This window comes from uncultured Bacteroides sp. (assembly GCF_902472605.1).
GTDB lineage: Bacteria > Bacteroidota > Bacteroidia > Bacteroidales > Bacteroidaceae > Phocaeicola.
Genome location: NZ_CABROP010000005.1, coordinates 81579 through 105249, shown reverse-complemented (window position 1 = coordinate 105249; position 23671 = coordinate 81579). Strand labels below are relative to the sequence as shown.

21 protein-coding genes and 1 tRNA gene are annotated in these 23671 nt (G+C 45.5%); 6 read left to right on the top strand and 16 right to left on the bottom strand.

Annotation, left to right across the window (positions count from 1 at the left end):
- Positions 1-137 precede the first annotated feature (137 nt).
- A complete protein-coding gene (locus RDP42_RS02395; RefSeq protein ID WP_308762370.1) occupies positions 138-554 on the top strand; it encodes an EamA family transporter in 417 nt (138 codons plus the stop codon).
- Positions 555-629: 75 nt separating this feature from the next.
- On the opposite strand, the gene RDP42_RS02390 is transcribed toward RDP42_RS02395, so the two are convergent.
- Complete coding sequence (locus RDP42_RS02390; RefSeq protein WP_204477230.1) at positions 630-932, bottom strand: hypothetical protein; 303 nt, start codon at positions 930-932, stop codon at positions 630-632.
- Between the two features lie 552 nt (positions 933-1484).
- Here RDP42_RS02390 and RDP42_RS02385 point away from each other — a divergent pair.
- On the top strand, positions 1485-2771 hold the full coding sequence (locus RDP42_RS02385; protein ID WP_308762369.1) for a leucine-rich repeat domain-containing protein: 1287 nt from the start codon (positions 1485-1487) through the stop codon (positions 2769-2771).
- A 172-nt stretch (positions 2772-2943) separates the two neighbouring features.
- Positions 2944-3828 carry an MBL fold metallo-hydrolase gene (locus RDP42_RS02380; RefSeq protein ID WP_308762368.1) on the top strand — a complete coding sequence of 295 codons (885 nt, stop codon included), beginning with the start codon at positions 2944-2946 and terminating at the stop codon, positions 3826-3828.
- Between the two features lie 95 nt (positions 3829-3923).
- Here RDP42_RS02380 and RDP42_RS02375 read toward each other — a convergent pair whose 3' ends face one another.
- Positions 3924-4703: a radical SAM protein gene (locus RDP42_RS02375; RefSeq protein ID WP_308762367.1), complete on the bottom strand. Its 780-nt coding sequence runs from the start codon at positions 4701-4703 to the stop codon at positions 3924-3926.
- A gap of 12 nt (positions 4704-4715) precedes the next feature.
- Positions 4716-7304: a DNA mismatch repair protein MutS gene (gene mutS / locus RDP42_RS02370; protein ID WP_308762374.1), complete on the bottom strand. Its 2589-nt coding sequence runs from the start codon at positions 7302-7304 to the stop codon at positions 4716-4718.
- 198 nt (positions 7305-7502) lie between these two features.
- Here mutS and RDP42_RS02365 point away from each other — a divergent pair, with 198 nt between their 5' ends.
- Positions 7503-8009: a flavin reductase family protein gene (locus RDP42_RS02365; RefSeq protein ID WP_308762366.1), complete on the top strand. Its 507-nt coding sequence runs from the start codon at positions 7503-7505 to the stop codon at positions 8007-8009.
- Between the two features lie 98 nt (positions 8010-8107).
- Here the strand turns inward: RDP42_RS02365 and RDP42_RS02360 are convergent, their stop codons facing one another.
- The 5 genes from RDP42_RS02360 to RDP42_RS02340 all read right to left on the bottom strand — a co-directional run bounded on the left by RDP42_RS02360 (position 8108) and on the right by RDP42_RS02340 (position 13562).
- Positions 8108-9094 carry a Ppx/GppA family phosphatase gene (locus RDP42_RS02360; protein ID WP_308762365.1) on the bottom strand — a complete coding sequence of 329 codons (987 nt, stop codon included), beginning with the start codon at positions 9092-9094 and terminating at the stop codon, positions 8108-8110.
- Positions 9095-9110: 16 nt separating this feature from the next.
- Positions 9111-11183, bottom strand: coding sequence for an RNA degradosome polyphosphate kinase (locus tag RDP42_RS02355; RefSeq protein WP_308762364.1), 2073 nt, complete (start codon positions 11181-11183; stop codon positions 9111-9113).
- 70 nt (positions 11184-11253) lie between these two features.
- Positions 11254-12372 carry a glycosyltransferase family protein gene (locus RDP42_RS02350; protein WP_308762363.1) on the bottom strand — a complete coding sequence of 373 codons (1119 nt, stop codon included), beginning with the start codon at positions 12370-12372 and terminating at the stop codon, positions 11254-11256.
- Positions 12369-13178, bottom strand: a complete 810-nt coding sequence (locus RDP42_RS02345) for a UDP-2,3-diacylglucosamine diphosphatase (protein ID WP_308762362.1) — start codon at positions 13176-13178, stop codon at positions 12369-12371. The genes RDP42_RS02350 and RDP42_RS02345 overlap by 4 nt, the downstream gene beginning before the upstream one ends.
- 192 nt (positions 13179-13370) lie before the next feature.
- The gene (locus RDP42_RS02340) at positions 13371-13562 is read right to left on the bottom strand and encodes a type II toxin-antitoxin system HicB family antitoxin (protein WP_308762361.1); all 192 of its coding nucleotides are present in this window, start codon (positions 13560-13562) and stop codon (positions 13371-13373) included.
- 275 nt (positions 13563-13837) lie between these two features.
- Between RDP42_RS02340 and RDP42_RS02335 the strand changes: the two genes are divergently transcribed.
- On the top strand, positions 13838-14719 hold the full coding sequence (locus RDP42_RS02335; RefSeq protein ID WP_308762360.1) for a hypothetical protein: 882 nt from the start codon (positions 13838-13840) through the stop codon (positions 14717-14719).
- Positions 14720-14922: 203 nt separating this feature from the next.
- Here the strand turns inward: RDP42_RS02335 and RDP42_RS02330 are convergent.
- Positions 14923-14993, bottom strand: a tRNA-Gln gene (locus tag RDP42_RS02330).
- Between the two features lie 132 nt (positions 14994-15125).
- Between RDP42_RS02330 and RDP42_RS02325 the strand changes: the two genes are divergently transcribed.
- Positions 15126-18374 carry a S41 family peptidase gene (locus tag RDP42_RS02325; RefSeq protein WP_308762373.1) on the top strand — a complete coding sequence of 1083 codons (3249 nt, stop codon included), beginning with the start codon at positions 15126-15128 and terminating at the stop codon, positions 18372-18374.
- 356 nt (positions 18375-18730) lie between these two features.
- Here the strand turns inward: RDP42_RS02325 and tyrS are convergent, their stop codons facing one another.
- The 7 genes from tyrS to RDP42_RS02290 form a co-directional block, all read right to left on the bottom strand.
- Positions 18731-20023 (bottom strand): tyrosine--tRNA ligase, encoded by a 1293-nt coding sequence (tyrS, locus tag RDP42_RS02320; RefSeq protein WP_177867199.1) that lies wholly within the window; start codon positions 20021-20023, stop codon positions 18731-18733.
- Positions 20024-20098: 75 nt separating this feature from the next.
- Entirely contained in the window at positions 20099-20758 is a 660-nt protein-coding gene (locus RDP42_RS02315) for a TatD family hydrolase (RefSeq protein WP_308762359.1), read from the bottom strand.
- Positions 20759-20769: 11 nt separating this feature from the next.
- The gene (gene yidD, locus RDP42_RS02310) at positions 20770-20991 is read right to left on the bottom strand and encodes a membrane protein insertion efficiency factor YidD (protein ID WP_022353779.1); all 222 of its coding nucleotides are present in this window, start codon (positions 20989-20991) and stop codon (positions 20770-20772) included.
- Positions 20988-21383, bottom strand: coding sequence for a ribonuclease P protein component (locus tag RDP42_RS02305; protein WP_308762358.1), 396 nt, complete (start codon positions 21381-21383; stop codon positions 20988-20990). The genes yidD and RDP42_RS02305 overlap by 4 nt, the downstream gene beginning before the upstream one ends.
- A gap of 76 nt (positions 21384-21459) precedes the next feature.
- Positions 21460-22206: a uroporphyrinogen-III synthase gene (locus RDP42_RS02300; protein WP_303914781.1), complete on the bottom strand. Its 747-nt coding sequence runs from the start codon at positions 22204-22206 to the stop codon at positions 21460-21462.
- Between the two features lie 5 nt (positions 22207-22211).
- The gene (locus RDP42_RS02295) at positions 22212-23021 is read right to left on the bottom strand and encodes a DUF4271 domain-containing protein (RefSeq protein ID WP_308762357.1); all 810 of its coding nucleotides are present in this window, start codon (positions 23019-23021) and stop codon (positions 22212-22214) included.
- On the bottom strand, positions 23018-23605 hold the full coding sequence (locus tag RDP42_RS02290; RefSeq protein WP_308762355.1) for a TIGR00730 family Rossman fold protein: 588 nt from the start codon (positions 23603-23605) through the stop codon (positions 23018-23020). The genes RDP42_RS02295 and RDP42_RS02290 overlap by 4 nt, the downstream gene beginning before the upstream one ends.
- Positions 23606-23671 lie beyond the last annotated feature (66 nt).

Here is a 23671-nt window from a genome sequence, read left to right as displayed (position 1 = left end):
CAGTATTGACTATCAATAAGATAAGAAGGCGTGTGTCGAGTCCCGTACGCACCGCGAAATATGAAGCTCTGATTCTGAAAGGAATCAGGGCTTTTTTATTTTGAGTATTTTTCTGATGGTCGGAAAGGAGAATGGGTATGTGGAAATATTATGCGCTATTGTCGGCTTTCTTTGCGGCATTGACAGCCATTTTTGCAAAAGTAGGAGTGAAGAATATCAACTCAGACTTGGCTACGGCGATTCGGACCAGTATCATTCTATTGATTACGTGGGGAATTGTCTTTTCTGAACGGCAGGTTGTGAATATAAAGCAGGTAGATACACATACCTGGCTCTTTTTAATCTTGTCGGGAGTGGCCACAGGATTGTCCTGGTTGTTTTATTTTAAAGCTTTACAGACAGGCGATGTGTCAAGAGTGGCTCCTATCGATAAACTGAGTGTGGTGATTACCATTTGTCTGTCTTTCTTATTCTTAAAAGAGCCGGTCAGTTTGAGAGTCATAATAGGAGCGGTGTTGATTACGTGTGGCAGCATCGTCATGCTACTAAAATAAAAAGAACGAAGGATGCCTTGGTGACAGATTTTGTCACGGGGCATCCTTCTTTTCAACTCAAATCATAATTAGTGCTTATTCCTGTACTTCGCCTTTTTCGTTGTAAATCAACGTAGCGGTGTTTTCTTCCAAGTCGGCCAATACCACCTTATAAGTTTTCACACCGTCGGTTTCTTCTACATATGCTGCCTTGATGGTCCATTCTGCATAATCTTTTGTGATGGCATCCTGAACAGCTTGAGGAAGATCTTTTACCTCAATGGGTTTGAATTCGTTGACTACGGTTACAGTGTCTGTACTTGCGTTCAGGTTTTCGGCAAATACTACTGAAGTTCCTAATCCCATTACCAATGCTGCTGCTACAAATAACTTTTTCATATTGCTTTTAATTTAAATAGTTAGTAAGTAAGTTTGTTTACGATAAGTGTAGTTCAACTATGGTGCCAAACTTTATATACTATACTAATTGTTTGATAATCAGTATTAACTTTATTTTCTTATCCATTTAATAGGTGGAATGATGGGTAATTTCTTCTCATTCTTTTGTGGATATTTTGTACAATTCTACAAAGTAGGAGAGAGAAATATGGATAAATGCAGCAGCTTAAATAGGCTTTCTACTTTTCTCTTATACTGAAAGAAAATTGAGAATAAATTATAAAAAATCCAGTGTTTTTGAATTTTTCTTCGATATATATGCATTATTTGTTGTACTTTTGCCGCACCTTGTCAAGCAATGAGATTTTTTGCTTGGAATAGATGATTAAAATCACCGTTCATTTTTAGAGAAGAGAGTACATTGGGAATCTACGTCGGTAGAATCATTTTATTACAAATTTATATAACCCTATGAACATGTTGAAAATTTTGTCCGTAGCTTTATTAGGTATGTGTGTACTTTTTCTTAGCTGTAAAAAAGAGAAACTTTCTGTGAATAACGATCCTTCTGTAGTCGAAATTACGGTTTGCAATCCGAAAGGAGAGCCTTTGGGAAATACGATTGTCGAGATGTACGATGAGACTACTTACGAAGCTTTTAAAGAAAAACAGACTACCAAAGCATTGTGGGAGGTAGTGACTGATAAAAATGGAAAGGCGACTTTTGTGCTGGAGCGTCAGAAATGGTTTGTGAGAACACTGTATAGAGAACTGATGTTTGTGGTACTTGAAACTTTGGATGCCGCTAATTATGAGTGGTGGAGCAAGGGAGGCACAGTGACAGCTGGGAAAAAACAATCTTTTAAGATAGTAGTGAACCGTCAGGAAGCAGCAAAGGAAATAGAAAAGAGAGAAGAGCAGCCTGAAGGAAGTCCGTTTTTAATCGAAAATGGAGTACTCAAAGGAATCAAAGATCCTACATTGTCGCAGGTAATCATTCCGGCAGAAGTGAAAAGCATCGCTCCAGAAGCCTTTTGGGAGTCGAATGTGGAATCTTTGGTACTCAATGAAGGGTTGGAGTCTATCGGAGTACAAGCATTTGCCAGAAGCAAGAAATTGGCTTCTGTGTCTTTTCCGTCTTCCTTGAAGGTAATCGAGAAACATGCGTTTGAAGATTGTGTGTCGTTGACGAAAGTAAATCTTTCTCACACTGCGGTAGAAGAAATCGGTTCAAATGCATTTCGTGAAACCGGAGTGAACAAGGTAGCATTTCCCGTTTCCCTGAAGAAAATAGGCTCGCAAGCTTTTTTGAAGACCCAATTGGAAAATGTGGTACTTCCTGTAAGTGTGGAAGAGATTGGACCGGAAGCCTTTCGGGAAGTAGTATCGTTGAAGTCAATTACTCTGCCGAATAATATACAAAAGATAGGTTGGCAGGCTTTTTACGGTTGTACTAAGTTGGCGAATGTGAATTATGCCGGTTCTATGAAATCGGCAGAGGGAGTAGTGGAAAGTGCGGCTTTTGAAGGCTGTGAGGCATTGACACGAATCATTCTTCCGCAAAGCATAGCTGAGGTTCAAGAAGGTGTATTCATTGAATGTAACAAGTTAACACAAATCATTCTGCCGGAGAATGTGAAAAAAATCGGAGGTTATGGACTGAGAACGAATTATCCTGTGGAAAAGATTGTGTTTAAAAGTAGAAAAGCTCCTGAAGTGGAAGATTCCTCTCTGCCTTTTGTAGACGATCTTACTTCTATCGTGGTACCTAAAGGGAAATTGGAAGAGTATAAAGCTGCTTATGCAGACTATCAGAAAATCATGACCGAAAAGCCCTGAATTTTTGTATAATAGGAAAACAGCGTGTACAAGCTAAAATAAAAGCAGCGTACACGCTGTTTTTTATGGAAAATTTCTGTGTATTCTGTGGCATTTAGGGATACAACTAAAAGATATTTTCGTATTTTTGTGGAGAACCAAGATGTGGGTTGTACGTAAAAACGAGATAGCGATGAAAAACAGAAAATGGAGTTGTGTCGCTGTAATGATGGCGGCATTGTTATTTGTGGGTTGCGGTGGACAATCCAAACAAAAGACAGAAAGCGAGATGAACACAGACAGCACAAACGTAGCATCTAGCCAGATTCAGATGCAGAAAGACAGTATGTTGGCTACTCTTACATTGGATGGAATGAAGGTGACCTGGATTCGTGACAACGCCCAGGCACGTTTGATGCCTCGCACCTTGTTTCCGGATGCCAGCGACGCACTGATAGACAGTCTTTCGTTACAGAATGGGGTACCCGCTTCTATCAGCACATTCTTGGTGGAAAAAGACGGCGTACGCATGCTTTTCGATACCGGAATGGGCACACCCGACAGTCAATTGCTTGAAGGATTGAAGGCTTTGCACATCAGTCCGGAGGATATCAACTACTTGTTCATAACCCATTTTCATGGAGATCACATCGGTGGTATGATGAAAAACGACAGTGTGGTTTTTCCGCGTGCAGAAGTCTATGCTTCCCAGGTGGAATACGATGCATGGATGAAGATGCCGACGGAACAGAAAGCACAAGTAGAGAAAACCATGAAAGCCTACAAGAATCACTTGCATCTCTTTGCATTCGGAGATACACTTCCAGGAAATGTAGTAGCCATGAACGGAGTGGGGCATACCCCTGGACATACCGTGTTTCAGGCAGGAAAGTTGTTGGTGATAGGGGACTTGTTCCATGGAGCGGCCTTACAGGTTATCCATCCTGAAATCTGTGCACAGTATGATATGGACAAGAAAGGAGCCATTAAGAGTCGTAAATATTATTTGCAGTACGCCCGTGAGAACGGATTGACAATTGCAGGTATGCACTTGCCGGTGCCAGCCTTTATGAAATAAGAAAAAGAGGACGTATAGATGAATAAACGGACAGCGTGTACAAATGCTTTTCAAGCAGGCGTACACGCTGTTATTTTTTATAAGATGCACTTTGATTAGTAAGAAGCACTGGCGTCGATGCCCGCTTCTTTTACGAGCCGGACAATACGGTCCAGTTCTTCATGAGTCGCTTTCTGGAGTTTCTGGTCGGGCGTTTCTCGGTCGATGGTATAAACCATTACCTGACGAGGACGAATCTGCTTGACGGCTTCCAGCCAGGGCAATACATATTTATCAGTGGTATTGTCCACATCTTTTCCTTCGTCGGTAGTACCTTTCAGGAAAATCGTCTGGATAATCAGGTTGCCATTAAAAGCTTTCATTCCTTCAATGATGTTTTCCACCTGATAGTTTCCGGTCGGGCGGTCGAGGGTTTGTATATAGTCCGGGTCTACTGTATCCAGTTTCAGAATGTTGTTGTCCACTTTGTTCAGGGCAGCAAAAACCTTTGGGTTGTGGATAAAGGTAGAGTTGCTCAGTACACTGACTTTAGCATTCGGGAAATACTTGTCGCGCAAAGCCAGGGTGTCGTCGATGATTTCCGGAAAATACGGATTGGCGGTCGGTTCTCCATTGCCGGCAAAAGTCAACACATCCGGAGAGGGACCGTTTTCTTTCATGTCGGCCAGGCGTTTTTCGAGTGCTTCGCGTACGGCTTCACGGGTTTGTACTTTCTGTTTCGGACGAAAGTCTTTGTTGTATCCGCATTCGCAATAAATGCAGTCGAACGTACAGAATTTGCCGTCGGCGGGCAGCAGGTTAATGCCGAGCGATATACCCAGACGGCGGCTGTGGATAGGGCCGAAAATAGGGGCCGGATAAATAATGGTTGACATAGGCGTTACGGTTTATCTTCCTTTTACTATTTTTTTGATGTCATTCAGTTTGTTCAGTGCCTCCAGCGGAGTGAGGTTATTCACGTCCAAGTTCAGGATTTCATCGCGAATCTGACACAGTACGGGGTCGTCCAACTGGAAGAAACTCAATTGTATGCCGTCGGAAGAAGCCTGCTTGGTTGGTTGCGGTTTTGCGGAAATTCCTTCCTGCCGGTTTTCTGCTTCCAGCTGATGCAGGATTTCATCGGCACGTTTCACGATGGATTTCGGCATACCCGCCATTTTGGCCACATGGATACCAAAAGAGTGCGCACTGCCGCCGCGTTCCAGCTTGCGGAGGAAAATTACCTTGTTGTCCACTTCCTTGACCGACACGTTGTAGTTTTTGATACGTTTGAACTGACTTTCCATGTCGTTCAGTTCGTGGTAGTGGGTGGCAAACAACGTACGGGCCCGGGCTTTCTTATGCTCATGGATGTGTTCTACGATGGCCCAGGCGATGGAAATACCGTCGTAGGTGGAAGTTCCTCTACCTAATTCGTCGAAAAGTACCAGACTTCGCGGCGAAATGTTGTTCAGGATATTGGCTGCCTCGTTCATCTCGACCATGAAAGTAGATTCGCCCACGGAAATATTGTCGCTGGCTCCCACACGGGTGAAAATCTTGTCCACCAGTCCGATGTGGGCACTCTCGGCCGGCACGAAGCAACCGATTTGGGCCATGAGGGTAATCAAGGCAGTCTGGCGGAGCAAGGCAGACTTACCGGCCATGTTCGGTCCCGTAATGATGATAATCTGTTGCTCTTCTGTATCGAGGTACACATCGTTGGCAATGTATTTTTCTCCTGGAGGAAGCTGTTTTTCAATCACCGGGTGTCGTCCCTGACGAATGTCGAGTACATCGTCATCCACCACATTCGGACGGATGTACTTGTTGGCACGGGCCACGTTGGCAAACGACAGCAGACAGTCCAGTCGGGCTATCTGTGTGGCATTAATCTGGATGGCCGGAATAAATTCCGCCAGTTCAGCGACCAGTTCGTTATATAATCGTGTTTCCAGGATGAGAATCTTGTCTTCCGCTCCCAGAATTTTCTCTTCGTATTCTTTGAGTTCCTGCGTGATGTAACGTTCGGCGTTGACCAGGGTCTGCTTGCGTATCCATTCGGCAGGTACCTTGTCTTTGTGCGTATTGCGTACCTCGATATAGTAGCCGAATACGTTGTTGTAAGCGATTTTCAAGCTTGGAATACCCGTCAGCTCACTTTCCCGTTGCTGGATTTGCAGGAGGTAGTCTTTGCCGGAATACGCAATCTTTCGCAGTTCATCCAGTTCCGCGTTGACACCGTCGGCAATCACTCCGCCTTTGTTGACCAGCAGGGGAGGGTCGTTGTTTATTTCCTTGGCTATCTTGTCGCGGATGGAAGCACAGAGATTCAGTTGCTCACCAATGCGGCGCAGACTGGGATTGTCGGCATTCAGGCACGCATTTTTAATTGGTTCAATGGCCTGAAGGGCTATTTTCAGCTGTACTACCTCACGAGGTGAAATACGTCCTACGGCTGCTTTTGAACTGAGTCGTTCCAGATCGCCTATCTGGTGCAGCTTCTCTTCGATGAAATCCTTGAAATCCGGTTCCTTGAAAAAGAATTCCACCACATCCAACCGTTCGTTGATGGGTTTGATATCTTTTAGAGGGAAGACAATCCAGCGTTTCAGCATTCTGGCTCCCATCGGACTGATGGTATGGTCGATGATGTCCAGTAGGGAAGTTCCCCCTTCGTTCATGCTGTCAATCAGTTCCAGACTGCGTACGGTGAATTTATCCAGTCGCACGTAGCGGTCTTCTTCGATACGGGAGAGCGATGTGATGTGTCCAATCTGGTAATGCTGGGTCATGTCGAGGTACTGAAGAATGGCTCCGGAAGCAATGATGCCATTGTGCAGATTTTCCACTCCGAAACCTTTGAGGTTTTTGGTTTCAAAGTGCTTCAGTAATTTTTCCAGGGCAGAAGTCTCATTGAACACCCAGTCTTCCAGTTCGAACGTGAAGAACTTGTTGCCGAAGTTGCCTTCGAACATGGGCTTCTTGCCTCGTTCAAAAAGCACCTCCTTCGGGGCAAAGTTATTCAACAGCTTGTCGATGTAGTCAGTGGGTCCTTCGGAAGTGAGGAATTCACCGGTGGATATGTCGAGAAAGGCGATACCGCAGGCTGTTTTGCCAAAATGAACAGCAGCCAGGAAGTTGTTTTCTTTGTACGACAACACATTGTCGTTGATGGCTACACCTGGAGTCACCAGTTCCGTAATCCCACGTTTGACGAGTTTTTTGGTGGTTTTCGGATCTTCCAACTGGTCGCAGATGGCCACTCTTCGTCCCGCACGGATCAGTTTGGGCAAGTATGTATCGAGGGCATGGTGAGGAAATCCAGCCATCTCCACCGTCTTGCTTTGTCCGTTGGCACGTTTGGTTAAGGTGATTCCCAGAATCTCGGCTGCTGCCACGGCATCTTCGGAATAAGTTTCATAAAAGTCTCCGCACCGGAAAAGCATGATGGCATCCGGGTGTTTGGCCTTTAAGTCAAAATATTGTTTCATCATCGGGGTTAGTACCACCTCTGTATCTTTTGCCACGGTTCAGTCCTTTCTTTAATTTAGTTCATGATATTTCCTGCAAAGATACTTTAAAAGCCCGAAATGAAAAAAGATATTTTTTAGGATGCTATTTAAATTCAGTTTAAAAAACGAAAACGGGAGCGGGAATTTCTTAGCTTTGTGGAAATTTAAAGCGAACAGATTATGAGAGAAATCAGTGTGTCCGAATTGAAGGACAATATGTTTGATGCCATTGGCAAGGAGTGGATGCTGGTAACTGCCGGCACACCTGAGAAGTTTAACATGATGACAGCCAGCTGGGGAGGTACCGGCATCTTGTGGGGAAAACCGGTGGCATTTATTTTTATCCGCCCCGAACGTTACACCTATGAATTTATAGAAAAAGGCGATAAGCTGACCCTGTCATTCCTGGGAGAAGCACATCGGGATATCCATAAGATTTGCGGAAGCCAATCGGGTAGGGATATTGATAAAGTAGCTGCTTCTGGCCTGAAACCGTATGTGACGGAAAATGGAAACATTGCTTATGAACAGGCTCGCCTAGTACTGGAGTGCAAGAAGCTGTACGCCGATTTCATAGAGGCTGATAACTTTGTGGATAAGTTGTTGATAAACCGTTGGTATGGAGAAGGACATGGAGGATTTCATAAGATGTATATTCTTGAAATAGAACATGTTCTTGTGAAATAACAGCTTATTCACAGGCTGTTCACAAGCTGTGGATAACAAAGCGGCCCTACAGGTGAATTTCCTGCAGGGCCGTTTTTATGATTTGTGGGTGAGATATGTTATTCTTGCACTTCTTCGGATGGAGTTTCTGGCTTCTTCTCCACTGTCGTATCCTTAAAGATTCGGTTTGTTTCTTCCAGATGGCTGGCATACAAACCATCGATGATGCCGTCTGCTAGACCGATGACAGGTACATAGATATATGTAGCATGGATGAGGTCGGCAATGGTTAGGAAAATATCTCCTGCCGGTACGATGACATCCGCCCGGTCGGGTTTCAGCTGGTATTTTTCCATACGTTCTTCGATGGAGAGTTTTTTCAGTTCCTCATGCAACTGGTGCAAGGTTTCCACCGTTATCCGTTGCTTTTTCTTGTCCTTCTTGTCGGCCAGGCGATACAATTTGTTGATGTTTCCACCCGAACCGATGATGTTCGTGCCGGGATAGGAAGCAGCCAGTTCCTGCATGTCGGTCTTCAACCGTTCCCATTCCGTATCTTTCACGGCATTGTTCAGGATACGGACCGTACCGATGTTGTACGAGCGGCTGCACACCAGTGTGCCCTGCGAAAGCAAGTTGATTTCCGTACTGCCACCCCCTACATCCACATACATGTAGTTTCCATTCCGGTCTTCCATACATTCAATGTGGTTGTTGTAAATCATCCGGGCCTCTTCCTGTCCGTCGATGATTTCGATACGAATACCCGTTTTCTTTTCAATCCGTTTGATGATAGACTTTCCGTTCTTGGCATCCCGCATGGCAGAAGTAGCGCAAGCGCGATAGTCTTCCACGTCGTAGATTTTCATCAGATGGCGGAACACCTTCATCAGGCGCAGCATGTTCTTTTCCTTTTTCTCGGCAATCTTGCCCATGGCAAACACATCGAATCCCAGACGAAGGGGGACACGAAGCAGGAGTACTTTCGAGAAGAAAGCCTTGCCCTGCTCGTCTTCCTCTACACACTTGATGAGTAACCTCACCGCATTGGAACCGATATCAATGGCTCCATAATAAGTTTCGCAATTTTTTATGAGATTGTCCATAATAATAGTATTTAAGTTATTCTTCGGAATTTTCGGCCAAGTAGTAATTGTAGAGTGCCTCCTGTGAGCGGAAAGGAGTTTCCTGTCCTTCTTCGCTCCAGAACAAATTATCACCCAATCCGTCTACCACACGTCCCTGCAAGGTATCTTTCAGGCCGTATTCCACAATCCGTTTCATTTCGCCCTTGATGGCCGGGTCATACACGGGGGTGATGACTTCGATACGGTGGTCGAGGTTACGCGGCATCCAGTCGGCAGAACCCAGGAATATCTTTTCGTCTCCTCCGTTGGCGAAGATGAAGATACGTGAATGTTCCAAGTAGCGGTCGATGATACCGTGAATCCGGATGTTGGTGCTCAGGTTCGGAATGTTGGTAATCAAGGAACAGTTGCCACGTACCACCAGGTCGATGTCTACGCCTGCTTCGGAAGCCTCATACAGTTTGTTGACCATAATCGGGTCGGTAATGTGGTTGATTTTTATCTTGATGTAGGCCGGTTTTCCAGCTTTCTTGTTCTTGATTTCGTTGTTGATAAGAGTAATGAACTTGTTCTTCATTTCGTTGGGTGAAACGAGAAGTTCTTTGAACTTGATTGGTGTGTAAGGACGTTCGATGAACTCGAATACCTGATTGACATCCTTTACCAGTTTCGGGTAAGCCGTCATCAACATACAGTCGGTGTACATCCGGGCATTTCCTTCGTGGAAGTTACCCGTGCTGATGCAAGCGATATCCGGCCCTGACTTCATGCCGATGTGCGTAATCTTGGAGTGCACTTTTAAGCCTTCCACCCCGAAAATCACTTTAATACCTGCATCTTGCATCTTCTTCGACCAGTTGATGTTGGAAGCCTCGTCAAAGCGGGCCAGCAGTTCGATAACCACGGTCACCTTCTTGCCGTTGCGGGCTGCTCCGATAAGTGCTTTTACCACCTTCGATTCCTTGGCCAGACGGTAGAGTGTGATTTTGATGCTTGTGACCTGTTTGCTCACAGCTGCTTCCTGCAACACCCGGATAAACGAGTCGAAGCTATGGTAAGGCACGTGGATGAAACGGTCTTTCTGCTGGATTTTTTTCAACAAGCTTTCCGGACCGTCGAGTTCCTTTTTCAGGATAGGCGGCCATTTCGGATATTTCAGGTTGCTGTGTCCACAATCCGGGAATTTCATCAAATCCTTGTGGTTCTGATAGCGTCCGCTTTCAATTACCGTATCCAGACTGTCGAGGTCGAGTTTTTTCAACACCCTTTTCAACAGGTCTTTCGGCATGTTGTTATCATAAATTACACGGAGCGGTTCGCCTCTTTTACGGCTCTTTACGCCTTTGGAGATTTTCTGAAGGGTACCCGTACGCAGGTCGTTGTCGATTTCCATTTCCGCATCGCGGGTAAACTTGAAGGCATAAGCTTCAAACTTGTCGTAACCCAGTCCTTCGAAAACCAACGGGAGGCAGCAGCGGATGACATCGTCCAGATACATCAGGTAACTCTTGTTCTCATGGTCGGGCAGCTGTACGAAACGCCCGCAGATATTGACCGGAAGTTCCAGAAAGGCATAGTCAGGGGAGGGTTTGCTACCACTTTTGCTCACCTTTACAGCCAGGTAAATATTTTCATCGTTTTCACAGTCCAGCAGCTTGATGGCTGAGAACCATACCGGCACAATGAATCCGTTCAGTTTCTCTTTGTAGAAAGACTGGATAAACTGCAGCTGTTCGGGCGTGACTTCTGAATCGGATACGAGGTAGATATTTTCCTTTTTCAGTTCCTGCGTAACCGTGCTTACGGCTTCTTCGTAATCTTTTACATAGCGTGCATTTAGTTTTCCAATCTGCTTTAGTAGCTTTTTAGCTTTCTCCTGTTCCTTGGCAGCCGATTTGTCCATGCACTCGGCAATACGGCTTTGGGAAGCTACTCTTACCCGGAAGAACTCATCCAGGTTGTTGGAATAGATGCCAAGAAAGGCCATCCGTTCCAGCAAGGGCACATGATTACGGGTGGCTTCTTGCAGAATTCTGCGGTTAAAGTACATCCAACTGATGTCTCTTTCCAAATAAGGCTTTTCTTTTTTTCTATTTCTTGTTACCATAAAATCACTTTTTTGCAAAGAAAAGGATTTTATGTTACAAGATGATTTCAAAACGATTATTTAGACTTTTTTACACAAACTCTTCCACCATATACATGCCATGCAGGTTGTTTTGCGGGACAAAGCGCTCTATTTCATTCAGTATGATGTACTCGGCCGACCTTACCCATTGTGTGAACGGTCGGTTCGGTTTATAGGTCTGCGAAAAGCGTAACAAGTTGCTCAGGTTGAAATTCCGGTCAATGATGCCGGCGCCGTTCTGCTGGGCATCGAAGGCATTACATTCCTGCTCGATGTGGGCCGGTACCATCAGGATGGGTTTTCCAAGGTACATGGCTTCGCACACGGATTCAAATCCGGCCGTGCTGGCGTAGGCCTTGCAGCCTGCCATCTGACGCAGGAACTCCACGTCGTCGAGCTGGTAAAAAGAAAGCGTGTCATCGATTTTTTTCACCGGCTCTTCTTCCCAGTGGTCCCAAAAGAAACGCAAGGGTACTTCCGGATGTTTCTGATGCCATTGGAGAATGTTTTCTGAGAATCCGGCATTCAACATGTAGCCGTGGATATAATCGCCCGGTTGACTTTCCTGTTGCAGTACGTCCTGACGCAACAAGGGAGGCACTACACTGATATGTTGGTGTTTGTCTTGTGGCATGGCCCGGAAAGAGAGGGCCAGTTTCTGCGAAGCCCCCAGTGCTGTCAGCCGGGTGAAGAAGTTGAGCATGAACAGGCTTCCTTTGTTTTTCTTGGGTAATTTGAACTGCGGGTGCAGGAACAGATACTGGTGTCCGATACAGATTTGAGGTACCGACGGACGGAAGAAGAGATAAGTCAGTCCGGTAAGCAGTTCATAGAAATTGAGGACCAGATCGGCCTCCGTTTCCTGGATGCGATGGTGAATAAAGCAGATGCTTTCCGCATATTCTGGAAGCTTCATTAGATTGTAGAGTACACTTCTAGTCAGGTTTACCCGCTTATTGGCATGAGTGGGCAGGAAATTCGGGCTGGTGAATTGCCGGACAGGAGCCTGGATGTTTCGTGTGAAAAATCCGGGAAGTCTTCTGGATTCACTTTTTCCTACGAGTACTTCCATTACTTCGTGTCCGTTGCTTCGGAGCAACTTCTCCATGGATATGGCCTGTGTGAGGTGGCCGCGTCCTTCTCCTTGTACGATAAACAGCACTTTCATGAGGCAATCGGTAAAGGTATAACATGATTGTTTTCTTTCTTTCTGTCGGCTTGCTGTGCCAGTTCGGTGTAATACACTACTTTCCACACCCCGTTTTCATCTTCCGTCAAGGCCGACATCGTTTCCACCCAGTCGCCCGAGTTCAGGTAGTGGATGTGATTGATCATGCGGTTTTCCGGATGATGGATATGGCCGCAAATCACTCCTTCACACTGGCGTCTGCGAGCGAAATCCACCAACACGTTTTCAAAGTCGGAAATATAAGACACGGCCGATTTCACTTTCTGTTTGATGGCCTGCGAGAGCGAGAAGTAAGGTTTTCCTTTTTTCACCCGGTAGCGGTTGTACTGGCTGTTGAGCCACAACAGCAGCGTATAGCCCATGTCGCCGAGCTTGGCCAGCCATTTCATTTGGGTGGTTACCTTGTCGAACACATCGCCGTGCGTCACGAAATAATGCTTGCCGTTGCTTTCCAGTATGTAATCTTTCGTGATGGTCAGATTGGCAAACTGCAACGGGGCAAGGTTGTCCAGAAAGTCATCATGGTTTCCGCGGATGTAAATGATTTCCGTGCCATGCTTTTCCATCATCTTCATGATGATTTTGAAGAAATGCGTATGTGCCGGCTTCCATTTGCTGATACCCGATTTCTGCAAGTGCCATCCGTCGATGATGTCACCGTTCAGAATCAGTCGTCCGCAATCGACTCTGCTCAGAAAATCGCTGATTTGATCCACCTTTGAATGGGTGGTCCCCAGGTGGATATCCGAAACCACGATGGTTCGGTAATAAGGTCTATCTTCCATAGATATATGTTTTTCTTAACGCTTCACAAAGGAAGAGAAAGCATATTACAAGCGTGTGACTGTCAGGTGAATAACTTGTTTCATCCACGAGTGGGGAAGGAAAAGAGAAAAGCCATTTCGGCATCCCGCGGAAATGGCTTTGAGAAATGACTAAATATCGGCAATTTATTTTTACAATGTGTTCAAATAGTATCAGGCTATGTCTTCGATATAGAAAATAGAATTGATTTCGCCATAAAATTCTTCTGCAGCGTCTTCCAGGTTTTCCAGCGCCTCTTCTTCCGTCTCGCCGTAGGCAAAGCATTGCTCGTGGTTGGACAGATAAGCATAATAGGCTCCATCGGGAGTACATTCCACTACATATTTACTTCCATTGATTTCCATTTTAACCTCCTTTTTAAAGTCTGCCCAAAGGTCGGTTTTCCATGTTACAGAATGATTGCCAGGAGGTGACGTTTGCATGAAGAAGTTTTTATGCTTATTTTCTGGAAAATGCTTTTTTAGGATGAATGAGGGAAAGGATGTGAATACTTTTACGATTTCTATCCACTTGGCTTTAAAATGTAAATGAAGTTATATAATAAAGAGTAATTTCTTTGTTTTTTTAGTTGAAATAATTAAATTTGTTTCTACAATTTTATTTTTAAAACTATATTACTATGGAAGCAAAACAAAAATTTTTGCAGTTACAATTTTGTATGTTACTGCTTGCGTGTACGCTGTTACCTGATTTGGGATCGTTGGTAGGTTCATTGTTGGGGGTACCCAATTTGGATATTCCGGTTTTGTGTTGTCAGATAATTGGAATTGTAGGGGGGGATTTGGCGCTTTATTCTTTTTATAAGACTTTAGGAAAGTCTTTACCGATGCCATTTTTGATATTGGCGGGTGGGGGACTCTTCTTGGCTTTGTTGACATTGATACCCGGTATGCCGATGTGGCTGGATTATGTCAGTTTGATTGCTTTATTGATTGCTGTTTTCATGGCGAAAGGTAGCCTTGGTATTCAATGGAATCATCGGGGAAGTCAGGGAGCTTATTTGATTTTATTGGCTATTTTGCTGCATGTATACGATAGTATTGGAGATAATTTACTGACAGGTATAGCAGCGCTGTTAGGATTGATTGTCTACTTTATAGGGTTGGGTAAATTGAAAGAAAATCTTGATAGCAACGGAGCGAAGGGAGTTTCCCGTTTGAAAGTGGCAGTGATTCTGGGAATAGTAGCTGTAATATTTGGATGGATTCCTTTATTGGGAGGTATTATTGCAGGTATTTTTTTGATTATTGGCTTCATTTTTGAATTTATGGGATACGGTGCCATGAAACAGTCTGCTACATTGGGTGCAGAGGGTCAAAAAGGTGCCGGATATTTGCGTAATAGTATGATTGTGTTATTGGTCGGAGCTTTTATTGATTTGTTCCCTTTGACAGGTGTGGTAGTAGGATTTATTTCTTTGGTTGCACTTTGGTTTGTATTTAAAGGTTGGAATTTGGTTCTGCTAGGATTGGAAAATCAACAGACAACAACAGACTATTAATACGCTGGCTATGATATGAATTTAATTTGACATAGCTATTTTACCCGCTTTTGATATTTATTTTATCAAGGGCGGGTTTATTTTTAGGTATTTAGTTGAATGGAGTGTGAAGGAAAGACTGTGAAAGCTTCAAGATGTTTTTGAATGAAGAAAAAAGAATAGAAAAAGTCCTTGAAAGAAACTTCTTTCAAGGACTTTTCTCGTTGGACTACCAAGATTCGAACTTGGACAAACAGAACCAAAACCTGTTGTGCTGCCATTACACCATAGTCCAAACTTTATGTTGTTTTCCTCGGAAAACGTTGCAAAGATAAATGTTTTTAGGAATACTTTCCAAATAAATTCTGACTTTTTTTCCGTTTCTGCGGGGAATCCTTACCTTTGTTTTCAAAACCATTTGATTATGATGAAGAAAATATTGTCTGCATTAGTACTGGGAAGCACAGTGACTTGTGCCATGGCGGTTACTCCGTTGTGGATGCGTGACGTGCGTATTTCCCCAGACGGAAAAGAAATTTTGTTTTGTTACAAGGGAGACATCTACAAGGTAGCTTCCAAAGGGGGGGAGGCGGTACAGCTGACTACCCAGGATTCTTATGAATCGTCTCCGGTGTGGTCGCCCGACGGCAAGCAGATTGCCTTTGCCAGCGACCGCTTTGGGAATACGGATGTGTTTGTGATGTCGGCCAACGGCGGCTCGGCTCGCAGATTGACCACTAACTCGGCTTCAGAAATTCCTTCTGCTTTCACACCAGACGGAAAGTACATTGTGTTCTCGGCCAGTATTCAGGACCCGGCCAGCAGTGCACTGTTCCCGACTTCTGCCATGACGGAATTGTATAAGGTACCGGCAGAAGGAGGAAAAACGGAACAGATTCTGGGTACGCCTGCCGAAATGGTTTGCTTCAATGCGACGGGCGACAAGTTCCTGTATCAGGATCGGAAAGGTTTTGAGGATGAATGGCGCAAGCACCACACTTCTTCCATTACCCGGGACATCTGGATGTACGACATGACTTCGGGCAAGCATACCAACCTGACCAAACGGGCAGGAGAAGACCGTAACCCGGTGTGGTCGGCCGATGGAAAGGAAGTATTCTTCCTGAGTGAACGCAACAAAGGTTCATTTAATGTGTATTCGTTCTCGCTGGATCACCCGGACCAGGTGAAGCCGCTGACTTCTTTCTCTACAAATCCGGTGCGTTTCCTTTCTATGGGAAGTGACGGAACGCTGTGCTATACGTATAATGGAGAAATTTATACACAGGCTCAAGGTGGAAAACCGGCAAAAGTTGCCATTTCACTGACACGCGATGACGAGGATATTCCGGTGACGCTGACCTATACGAGAGGGGCATCGGAAGCAGTGGTTTCGCCCGACGGCAAGCAGGTGGCTTTCATTGTGCGTGGAGAGGTGTTCGTGACTTCTGTGGAATATGGTACGACCAAGCAGATTACGCATACACCGGAAGCGGAAGAGGGACTGTCTTTCGGAGCAGATAATCGTACACTGGTATATGCCAGTGAGCGGGAAGGAAACTGGCAGCTTTACAAGGCGGAAATTGAACGGAAAGAGGATTTGAATTTCCCGAATGCCACTTTGATTAAGGAAGAAGTGCTGTTGCCTTCCAAGACCGTGGAACGGATGTATCCGAAGTTCTCACCCGACGGCAAGGAAGTGGCTTTCATCGAAGACCGTATCCGTCTGAAAGTGCTGAATCTGGAAACGAACAAAGTACGTGAAATCACTGATGGAAGTACGTGGTATGAACTGAGCGGAGGATTCCATTATGCGTGGTCACCCGACGGAAAATGGTTTACGCTGGAATTTATCGGTAACAAGCACGATCCGTATACCGACATCGCTTTGGTCAGTGCCGACGGAAAGGGTAAACTCGTGAACCTGACCAACAGTGGTTACACCAGCGGTTCACCGAAATGGACCATGGACGGCAATGCCATCTTGTTCACTACCGAGCGTTACGGAATGCGCAGCCATGCTTCCTGGGGCTCACAGGATGACGTGATGATGGTCTTTGTGAACCAGGACGCCTACGACAAGTACCGCATGAGCAAGGAGGATTATGAGTTGCAGAAGGAACTGGAGAAAGAACAGGAAAAGGCTGCGGAAAAGAAAGACGGAAAAAAGGACGATAAGAAAGAGGATAAAGACAAGAAAGAAGAGGCTGACAAGGTGAAAGACATCGTGGTGGAACTGGAGGGTATTCAGGACCGCATCGTGCGTCTGACTCCGAATTCATCGAACATCGCTTCGGCCATTCTTTCCAAGGACGGAGAAAGCCTGTATTATCTGTCAGCTTTTGAGCGGGGCTTCGACATGTGGAAACTGGATTTGCGCAAACATGAAACGAAACTGTTGCACAAGATGGGTTCCGGATGGGCCGACATGGAAATGGACAAGGAAGGAAAGAATCTATTCGTATTAGGTTCGGGCTCCATGCAGAAGATGGACATGAGCGGAGAGAAGCTGAAACCGATTTCTTATCGGGCGGAAATGAAATTGGACTTGGCGGCTGAACGGGCTTACATGTACGATAACATGTGCCGTGAGGAACAGAAACGTTTTTATGATGTCAATATGCACGGAGTCGACTGGAAGGCCATGACGGCTAATTACCGCCGTTTCTTGCCGCATATTAACAATAAGTATGACTATGCGGAAATGCTGAGCGAACTGCTGGGCGAACTGAACGTATCGCACACAGGAGGGCGTTACCGTCCGGCAGCCAAGGAAGCGACAGCCAGCTTAGGATTGCTGTATGACTGGAATTACACGGGTAAAGGCATAAAGGTGGACGAAGTAGTGGAAAAAGGTCCGTTCGACCGGAAAACGACACAGGTAAAACCAGGTGTGGTGATTGAGAAGATTGACGGACAGTCGGCTGAGGGTGATTTCGCGGCGTTGCTGAACGGAAAGGCTGGCAAGAAGGTCTTGGTTTCCTTCTACGATCCCCAGTCGAAAGCTCGTTGGGATGAAGTGGTGAAACCCATCAGCGGCGGAGCTTTGAGCGCCCTGTTGTACGAACGTTGGGTAAAACAGCGTGCGGCAGATGTGGACAAATGGTCGAATGGTCGCTTGGGATACGTGCATATCGAATCCATGGATGACGGCAGTTTCCGTACCATCTATTCGGATATTTTGGGTAAATACAACAACCGGGAAGGCATCGTCATCGATACGCGTTTCAACGGAGGAGGCCGTCTGCATGAAGACATCGAAGTGTTGTTCAGCGGACACAAATACCTGACACAGGTTATCCGCGGACGGGAAGCCTGCGACATGCCGAGCCGTCGCTGGAACAAGCCTTCCATCATGTTGCAGTGCGAGGCCAATTACTCGAATGCACACGGTACGCCGTGGGTGTACAAGCATCAGGGAATCGGCAAGTTGGTAGGTGCACCGGTTCCGGGTACCATGACCAGCGTAAACTGGGTACGGATGCAAGATCCGGATTTGATTTACGGTATTCCAGTCATCGGTTACCGTCTGCCGGACGGAAGTTACTTGGAAAACAAGGAACTGGAGCCGGATGTGTATGTGCTGAACGCGCCCGAAACCATTGTGAAAGGAGAAGATACGCAGTTGAAGGCGGCAGTAGACGAACTGCTTAAAGAACTGGATGCAAAGAAATAAATGCTGAAGTTTCCGGAAGGGTTGCCTTTCGGAGATACAAAAAAATGCCGGTTGATTCATCAGGAGTCAGCCGGTATTTTTATTCTCTGGGCTATCATTCAAATGCCATTGGATGACGTCTATAGCCATGTGGGCAGGTGGTCGGCATCGTTTGTTTTCATCTCATGCCAGTACTCCCTAAGCAGTACTTTAGTACTTTCAAGGAAGTACTGGAGTACTGCTTAGGGAGTACTGCTGTACTGACCTGAAAGTACTGGCTGCTTGTTTCTTATTATTGGATAGAGAGTTAGGGGCAAAAGAAAGGCTGTCCCAAATGGAATTGAGACAGCCTTCTGGTATCTTTTTTCTAAAAGAATTTATTTGGCGATAACCAGATAATAGTTCTTCTTTCCACGCTGTACGAGCAGGTATTTTTCATCCAACAGGTCGGCTGCGGTGATTTCCTGGTCGAAAGCCGTTAGTTTTTCCTTGTTCAATGAAACGCCACCGCCTTGAACCAGCTTACGCATTTCACCTTTTGACGGGAAGATGGCTGCTTTCTCCGTAAACAAGTCTACGGCCTTGATTCCGGCTTCGATATCCGTCTTGGATACTTCAAACTGAGGAACCCCTTCAAATACAGAAAGCAGGGTGTCTTCGTCCAGTCTCTTCAGAGCGTCTGAAGTGGCTTTTCCAAACAGGATGCCAGAAGCTTCCACTGCCGCATTGTAATCGGCTTCCGAGTGAACCATGATGGTCACTTCCTTGGCCAGACGTTTCTGGAGCACACGTGCTTCAGGAGCTTGGTCGTGTTCGGCAATCAGGCCTTCAATTTCTTCCTTGCTCAGAGAAGTGAAAATCTTGATATAGCGTTTGGCATCTTCATCGCTTACGTTCAGCCAGAACTGATAGAACTTGTAAGGAGAAGTATAACGGGGATCCAGCCAGATGTTTCCTGATTCTGTCTTTCCGAATTTGCCTCCGTCGGCTTTTGTAATCAGCGGGCAAGTCAGGGCAAACACTTCTCCTCCGTTGGTACGGCGAATCAGTTCGGCACCAGTCGTGATGTTTCCCCACTGGTCGGAACCACCTAATTGAAGTTTGCAGTTCTTGGTTTCATACAGATGCAGGAAGTCGTATCCTTGCAACAGCTGATAAGTAAATTCTGTGAAAGACAGACCGTCGCGGGCTTCTCCGTTCAGACGTTTTTGTACGGATTCCTTTGCCATCATGTAGTTCACGGTGATGTGTTTTCCTACGGTGCGGGCAAAATCCAGGAAAGAGAAGTCTTTCATCCAGTCGTAGTTGTTTACCAGTTCTGCACGGTTCGGGGCATCCGATTCAAAATCGAGGAATTTGCCCAACTGCTTCTTGATACACTCCTGATTGTGGCGCAGGGTTTCCTCGTCCAGCAAGTTGCGTTCCTGTGACTTGCCTGAAGGGTCTCCAATCATACCAGTAGCACCGCCTACCAGTGCCAGTGGCTTGTGGCCGCAGCGTTGGAAATGACGCAACATCATCACGCCACACAGGTGACCGATATGCAACGAGTCGGCTGTCGGGTCAATACCCAAGTAAGCCGTCACCATTTCCTTCTTCAGCAGTTCTTCTGTTCCTGGCATCATGGTATGTATCATTCCACGCCATCTTAGTTCATCTACAAAATTCATCGAATGAAATTCTTAGTTTAACATTTTATTTAATACTGGAGCAAAAGTACGACACTTTCTCTGAATAACCAATTTTTAGCGATTAAAAAAGAGATGGTTAGCATTTTCGTGGAGGGCTTTGATGAGGCTTTCCGGGGCCGTTCCGCGCACGGAGGCAACTTCGGAATAGAAGGCCTGGAAATCGATGTTTTCTTCATCGCTTTCCAGCAGCAATCTTTCTACTGGTACGGCAGACAAGGCTTTTTCTTGGTATTTCTTTCCAAAGGAGAGATAAAATCCGTGCCGGAGCAGGTCTTCGGCCAGTTCTTTTTTCCCTCTGAATCCGTGGATAATCCAGGGTTGCGCAGGATGATGTTTCTTTTGGAGCGCCAGAAGCTCTGTGGTGGCCTTGACGGCATGAATAAGGAGCGGGAGATGGTATTGTTCTGATAAGTAGATGGCTGCCTGAAAGGCCTTTTGTTGCAGCGGGAAAGGGGTGTCACACAGTTTGTCGAGCCCTGCTTCTCCTATGGCTACTACCCGTGGGTCGGAAGAAAGGCAATGTTTCATCCAGTTTATTTGTGACGGAAGATTTTCTGCCGACAGGTACCAAGGGTGAAGACTGACAGAGAGAAACTGGGCCTGTTGAAATGCCACAGAAGTGGATTTTGCCATGCTGCAGCTGAGAATAGCAGTGGTCTGTGCATCGTGAGGAAGGTGATGGGTATGTGTGTCGAAAAAAGGAGTCTCAACCATAAAGCAGAAGATTAAGGAACCGGGTCGTATCCGGAGCCTCCCCACGGATGGCAGCGGAGAATGCGCCGTATGGCCAAATATAATCCTTTCAGCGGACCGTGTTTTTTAATGGCTTCAATGGCATATTGTGAACACGTGGGTGTAAAACGGCAGGAAGGGGGTGTGAAAGGAGAAATACAGTTCCGGTAAAAGTAAATGGGAAGCAAAAGAAGAAAAGTCAGGATTTTTCTCATACCAGACGTTCTGCGGTAAGTTGTAACAATTTGACTACCTTAGCTTCAACTTCAGCGGAATCATGGAGTTCGTTGTCCAGCCAGATAAAGGCTAGGGCCACTTTTTTGTTCGAATTCTTCAGCGGGTCAATCAGAATCTGCTTGTGCTTGCGGTAGGCCTCGCGTATCTGACGTTTCACACGGTTACGCTTGACCGCCCGTTTGAATCGTTTCTTGGGCACGCTGATCAGGATGGTGGCTATGGGCAGAGTATCTCCTTCTACCGGCATGTAGACAATGCGCAGAGGAAATGCAGGAAGCGACTTGCTGCCTCCTGTAAAGAGTTTCTCTATCAGTATCCGGCTGTTCAGCCGTTCTACCTTCGGTAAAGTGGGTTTTTGAGACTCGGTCATAGACACATATATAAAAAAGTAACAAAGCGAAGTAATGGCTTTATTGCTTCGCTTTGTTTATATCACTGCTATTTTTTTATTTGTTGTGTTCGCGGATAAACATATCCAGTGCAGCCGGCATGGAAGGAGCGGTGCTGGATGGAGCTTCCAAGTCGAGGCGCAAACCTGCGTCCTTGACAGCCTTGGCTGTCGTCGGTCCGAAACTTCCGATGGCAATGTCTTTCTGCTCAAAGTTCGGGAAGTTTTTCATCAGTGACTGGATACCTGCCGGGCTGAAGAAAATCAGCATGTCGTAGTTGAACTCTTCACCGGGCATAAAGTCGTTGCTTACTGTACGGTACATCACGGCTTCCGTATGCTGGATGTGATTCTTATCGAGCAAATCTTTCACCTCATCGTTGTGTACATCCGACATCGGGATAAGATATTTCTCGGTATTGTGTTTGACAATCAATGGAAGCAAGTCGGCAAATTTTCCTGTAGCACCGAAGAATACTTTCCGTTTGCGGTATTGTACGTACTTCTGGATGTACAATGCAATGGTTTCTGAGGTACAGAAATATTTCATCGTTTCCGGAATTGTTACGCGCAATTCGGCACACAGACTAAAGAAATGATCAATCGCATGACGTGAGGTAAATACTACGGCTGTATGGTCTAATATGGATACCTTTTGCTGTCTGAATTCTTTAGCCGACAAACTTTCAACTTTGATGAACGGGCGAAAATCTATTTTCACTCCGTACTTCTCAGCAATGTCAAAATAGGGAGACTTTTCTGTCGTCGGTTTAGGCTGAGAAACGAGGACTTTCTTAATTTTCAACGTTACTAAAAATTTAAAATCAAAATGTGGTTTATATATGCCAATCCTTTCCAAAGGAAGAGGAGAGGGATAATTTCGAGGCTGCAAAAGTACAGAATTAAATGTAAAACGCCATGAAAATGATTGAAAAAGTTTCTAATGCATTTATAAAATAACAATATTTTGAAACAAATTACTACAATGAGTACGAATGTTTTAGAAAAATTAAAGTCGAGGTTGAAATAAACGATGAGTAAAGCCAGCGGAAACAGGATAAGAGAAGCTCCAGATAAAAGGTCAAAATAGGCCGTGATCCAGGTGCTGTTTTTCTCTTTGTCAAAGAAAATCCAGTTGATAAATTGAGTCAACAGACTTTTGACTCCAATGGTCAGGAGTATGCAGAGTATATATACCGATAGGATTGCATAGTGTGGAATGGTTTGGTACAATACCTCTTCGGTTTTAGAAAAGTAATCATAGATAAACAGACTGACGGATATACAGCTGATGCTCCCTAATGTAAGTGTATAACGAATGTCGAAATTGGAAATCTCGTCAAACAGTCCTGCCCGTTCTTTGTGTCGGAAAAAACCTTTCAGGTGCTGATGCAGATATTTTTTTCCGTTTTTCAGGGCATAGATAATCAAAAAGAAACACAGAAAGACCACACAGGTAATGGGCAAGTCGGTGCGGAGCTGGTAGGGAAGAGGTTCTCCTGGCATACCTGTAAAGCTTCGCGTTTTTTCGCTACGCAACAGGGCATTGTCGATTTCCTTTACGTGCTGTTCGTAAAGTTCTTGAATCTGTGAAAAACCTATGTGGCTGACTTCGTTCATATGGCCGCAAATTTACGAATTTCTTTGCTCCAGTGGGGAATCGTATACAATAAATCCACTGCTTCTTCGGGTGTTTCTGCTACATGCCAGATATTTTTATGTTCCTGCCGCATGAAATGTTGGTCAATGGCCTGCTGCAGCATTTCCAGCAACGGGTCGTAAAAGTGGTTGATGTTCAGTATCACAATGGGTTTCAGGTACAGTCCAAGCTGCTTCCAGGTGATGATTTCAAGCAGCTCTTCCAAGGTGCCGCATCCTCCGGGCAGGGCGATGATACCGTCGGACATATCTGCCATGAGCTCCTTACGCTCGTGCATGTCTTTGGTTTCTATCAGTCGGGTCAGGCCTTTGTGGTGCCAGCCTTGCTCTACCATAAAGTGGGGGATGATACCGGTGACAGTACCTCCGGCAGCCAGTGCGGCATCGCTGATGCGGCACATGAGTCCCAGGCATCCCGCTCCGTTGATGAGGTTGATGTGTTTTTGGGCCAGAATTTGTCCAAGTTTTTCGGCGGCTTCAAAATAGATTGGGTCAATTTTTGTGCTGGAGGCGCTGTACACGCATATATTTTTGATATCGTTCATTGCAAAGGATAATAATTTTTGCAAAGATAGAGATTAAACAATTATATGCAATGCTTGTCATCGTCT

Excerpts from the sequence above, each read along its gene's own strand:
- RDP42_RS02315 (WP_308762359.1), bottom strand. The coding sequence starts at position 20,758 with ATGGTTGAGACTCCTTTTTTCGACACACATACCCATCACCTTCCTCAC.
- RDP42_RS02325 (WP_308762373.1), top strand. The coding sequence starts at position 15,126 with ATGAAGAAAATATTGTCTGCATTAGTACTGGGAAGCACAGTGACTTGT.
- RDP42_RS02380 (WP_308762368.1), top strand. The coding sequence starts at position 2,944 with ATGAAAAACAGAAAATGGAGTTGTGTCGCTGTAATGATGGCGGCATTG.
- RDP42_RS02355 (WP_308762364.1), bottom strand. The coding sequence starts at position 11,183 with ATGGTAACAAGAAATAGAAAAAAAGAAAAGCCTTATTTGGAAAGAGAC.
- RDP42_RS02335 (WP_308762360.1), top strand. The coding sequence starts at position 13,838 with ATGGAAGCAAAACAAAAATTTTTGCAGTTACAATTTTGTATGTTACTG.
- RDP42_RS02395 (WP_308762370.1), top strand. The coding sequence starts at position 138 with ATGTGGAAATATTATGCGCTATTGTCGGCTTTCTTTGCGGCATTGACA.
- RDP42_RS02375 (WP_308762367.1), bottom strand. The coding sequence starts at position 4,703 with ATGTCAACCATTATTTATCCGGCCCCTATTTTCGGCCCTATCCACAGC.
- tyrS (WP_177867199.1), bottom strand. The coding sequence starts at position 20,023 with ATGAATTTTGTAGATGAACTAAGATGGCGTGGAATGATACATACCATG.
- mutS (WP_308762374.1), bottom strand. The coding sequence starts at position 7,304 with ATGATGAAACAATATTTTGACTTAAAGGCCAAACACCCGGATGCCATC.
- RDP42_RS02390 (WP_204477230.1), bottom strand. The coding sequence starts at position 932 with ATGAAAAAGTTATTTGTAGCAGCAGCATTGGTAATGGGATTAGGAACT.
- RDP42_RS02340 (WP_308762361.1), bottom strand. The coding sequence starts at position 13,562 with ATGGAAATCAATGGAAGTAAATATGTAGTGGAATGTACTCCCGATGGA.
- RDP42_RS02365 (WP_308762366.1), top strand. The coding sequence starts at position 7,503 with ATGAGAGAAATCAGTGTGTCCGAATTGAAGGACAATATGTTTGATGCC.
- RDP42_RS02295 (WP_308762357.1), bottom strand. The coding sequence starts at position 23,021 with ATGAACGAAGTCAGCCACATAGGTTTTTCACAGATTCAAGAACTTTAC.
- RDP42_RS02360 (WP_308762365.1), bottom strand. The coding sequence starts at position 9,094 with ATGGACAATCTCATAAAAAATTGCGAAACTTATTATGGAGCCATTGAT.
- RDP42_RS02345 (WP_308762362.1), bottom strand. The coding sequence starts at position 13,178 with ATGGAAGATAGACCTTATTACCGAACCATCGTGGTTTCGGATATCCAC.
- RDP42_RS02290 (WP_308762355.1), bottom strand. The coding sequence starts at position 23,605 with ATGAACGATATCAAAAATATATGCGTGTACAGCGCCTCCAGCACAAAA.
- RDP42_RS02305 (WP_308762358.1), bottom strand. The coding sequence starts at position 21,383 with ATGACCGAGTCTCAAAAACCCACTTTACCGAAGGTAGAACGGCTGAAC.
- RDP42_RS02350 (WP_308762363.1), bottom strand. The coding sequence starts at position 12,372 with ATGAAAGTGCTGTTTATCGTACAAGGAGAAGGACGCGGCCACCTCACA.
- yidD (WP_022353779.1), bottom strand. The coding sequence starts at position 20,991 with ATGAGAAAAATCCTGACTTTTCTTCTTTTGCTTCCCATTTACTTTTAC.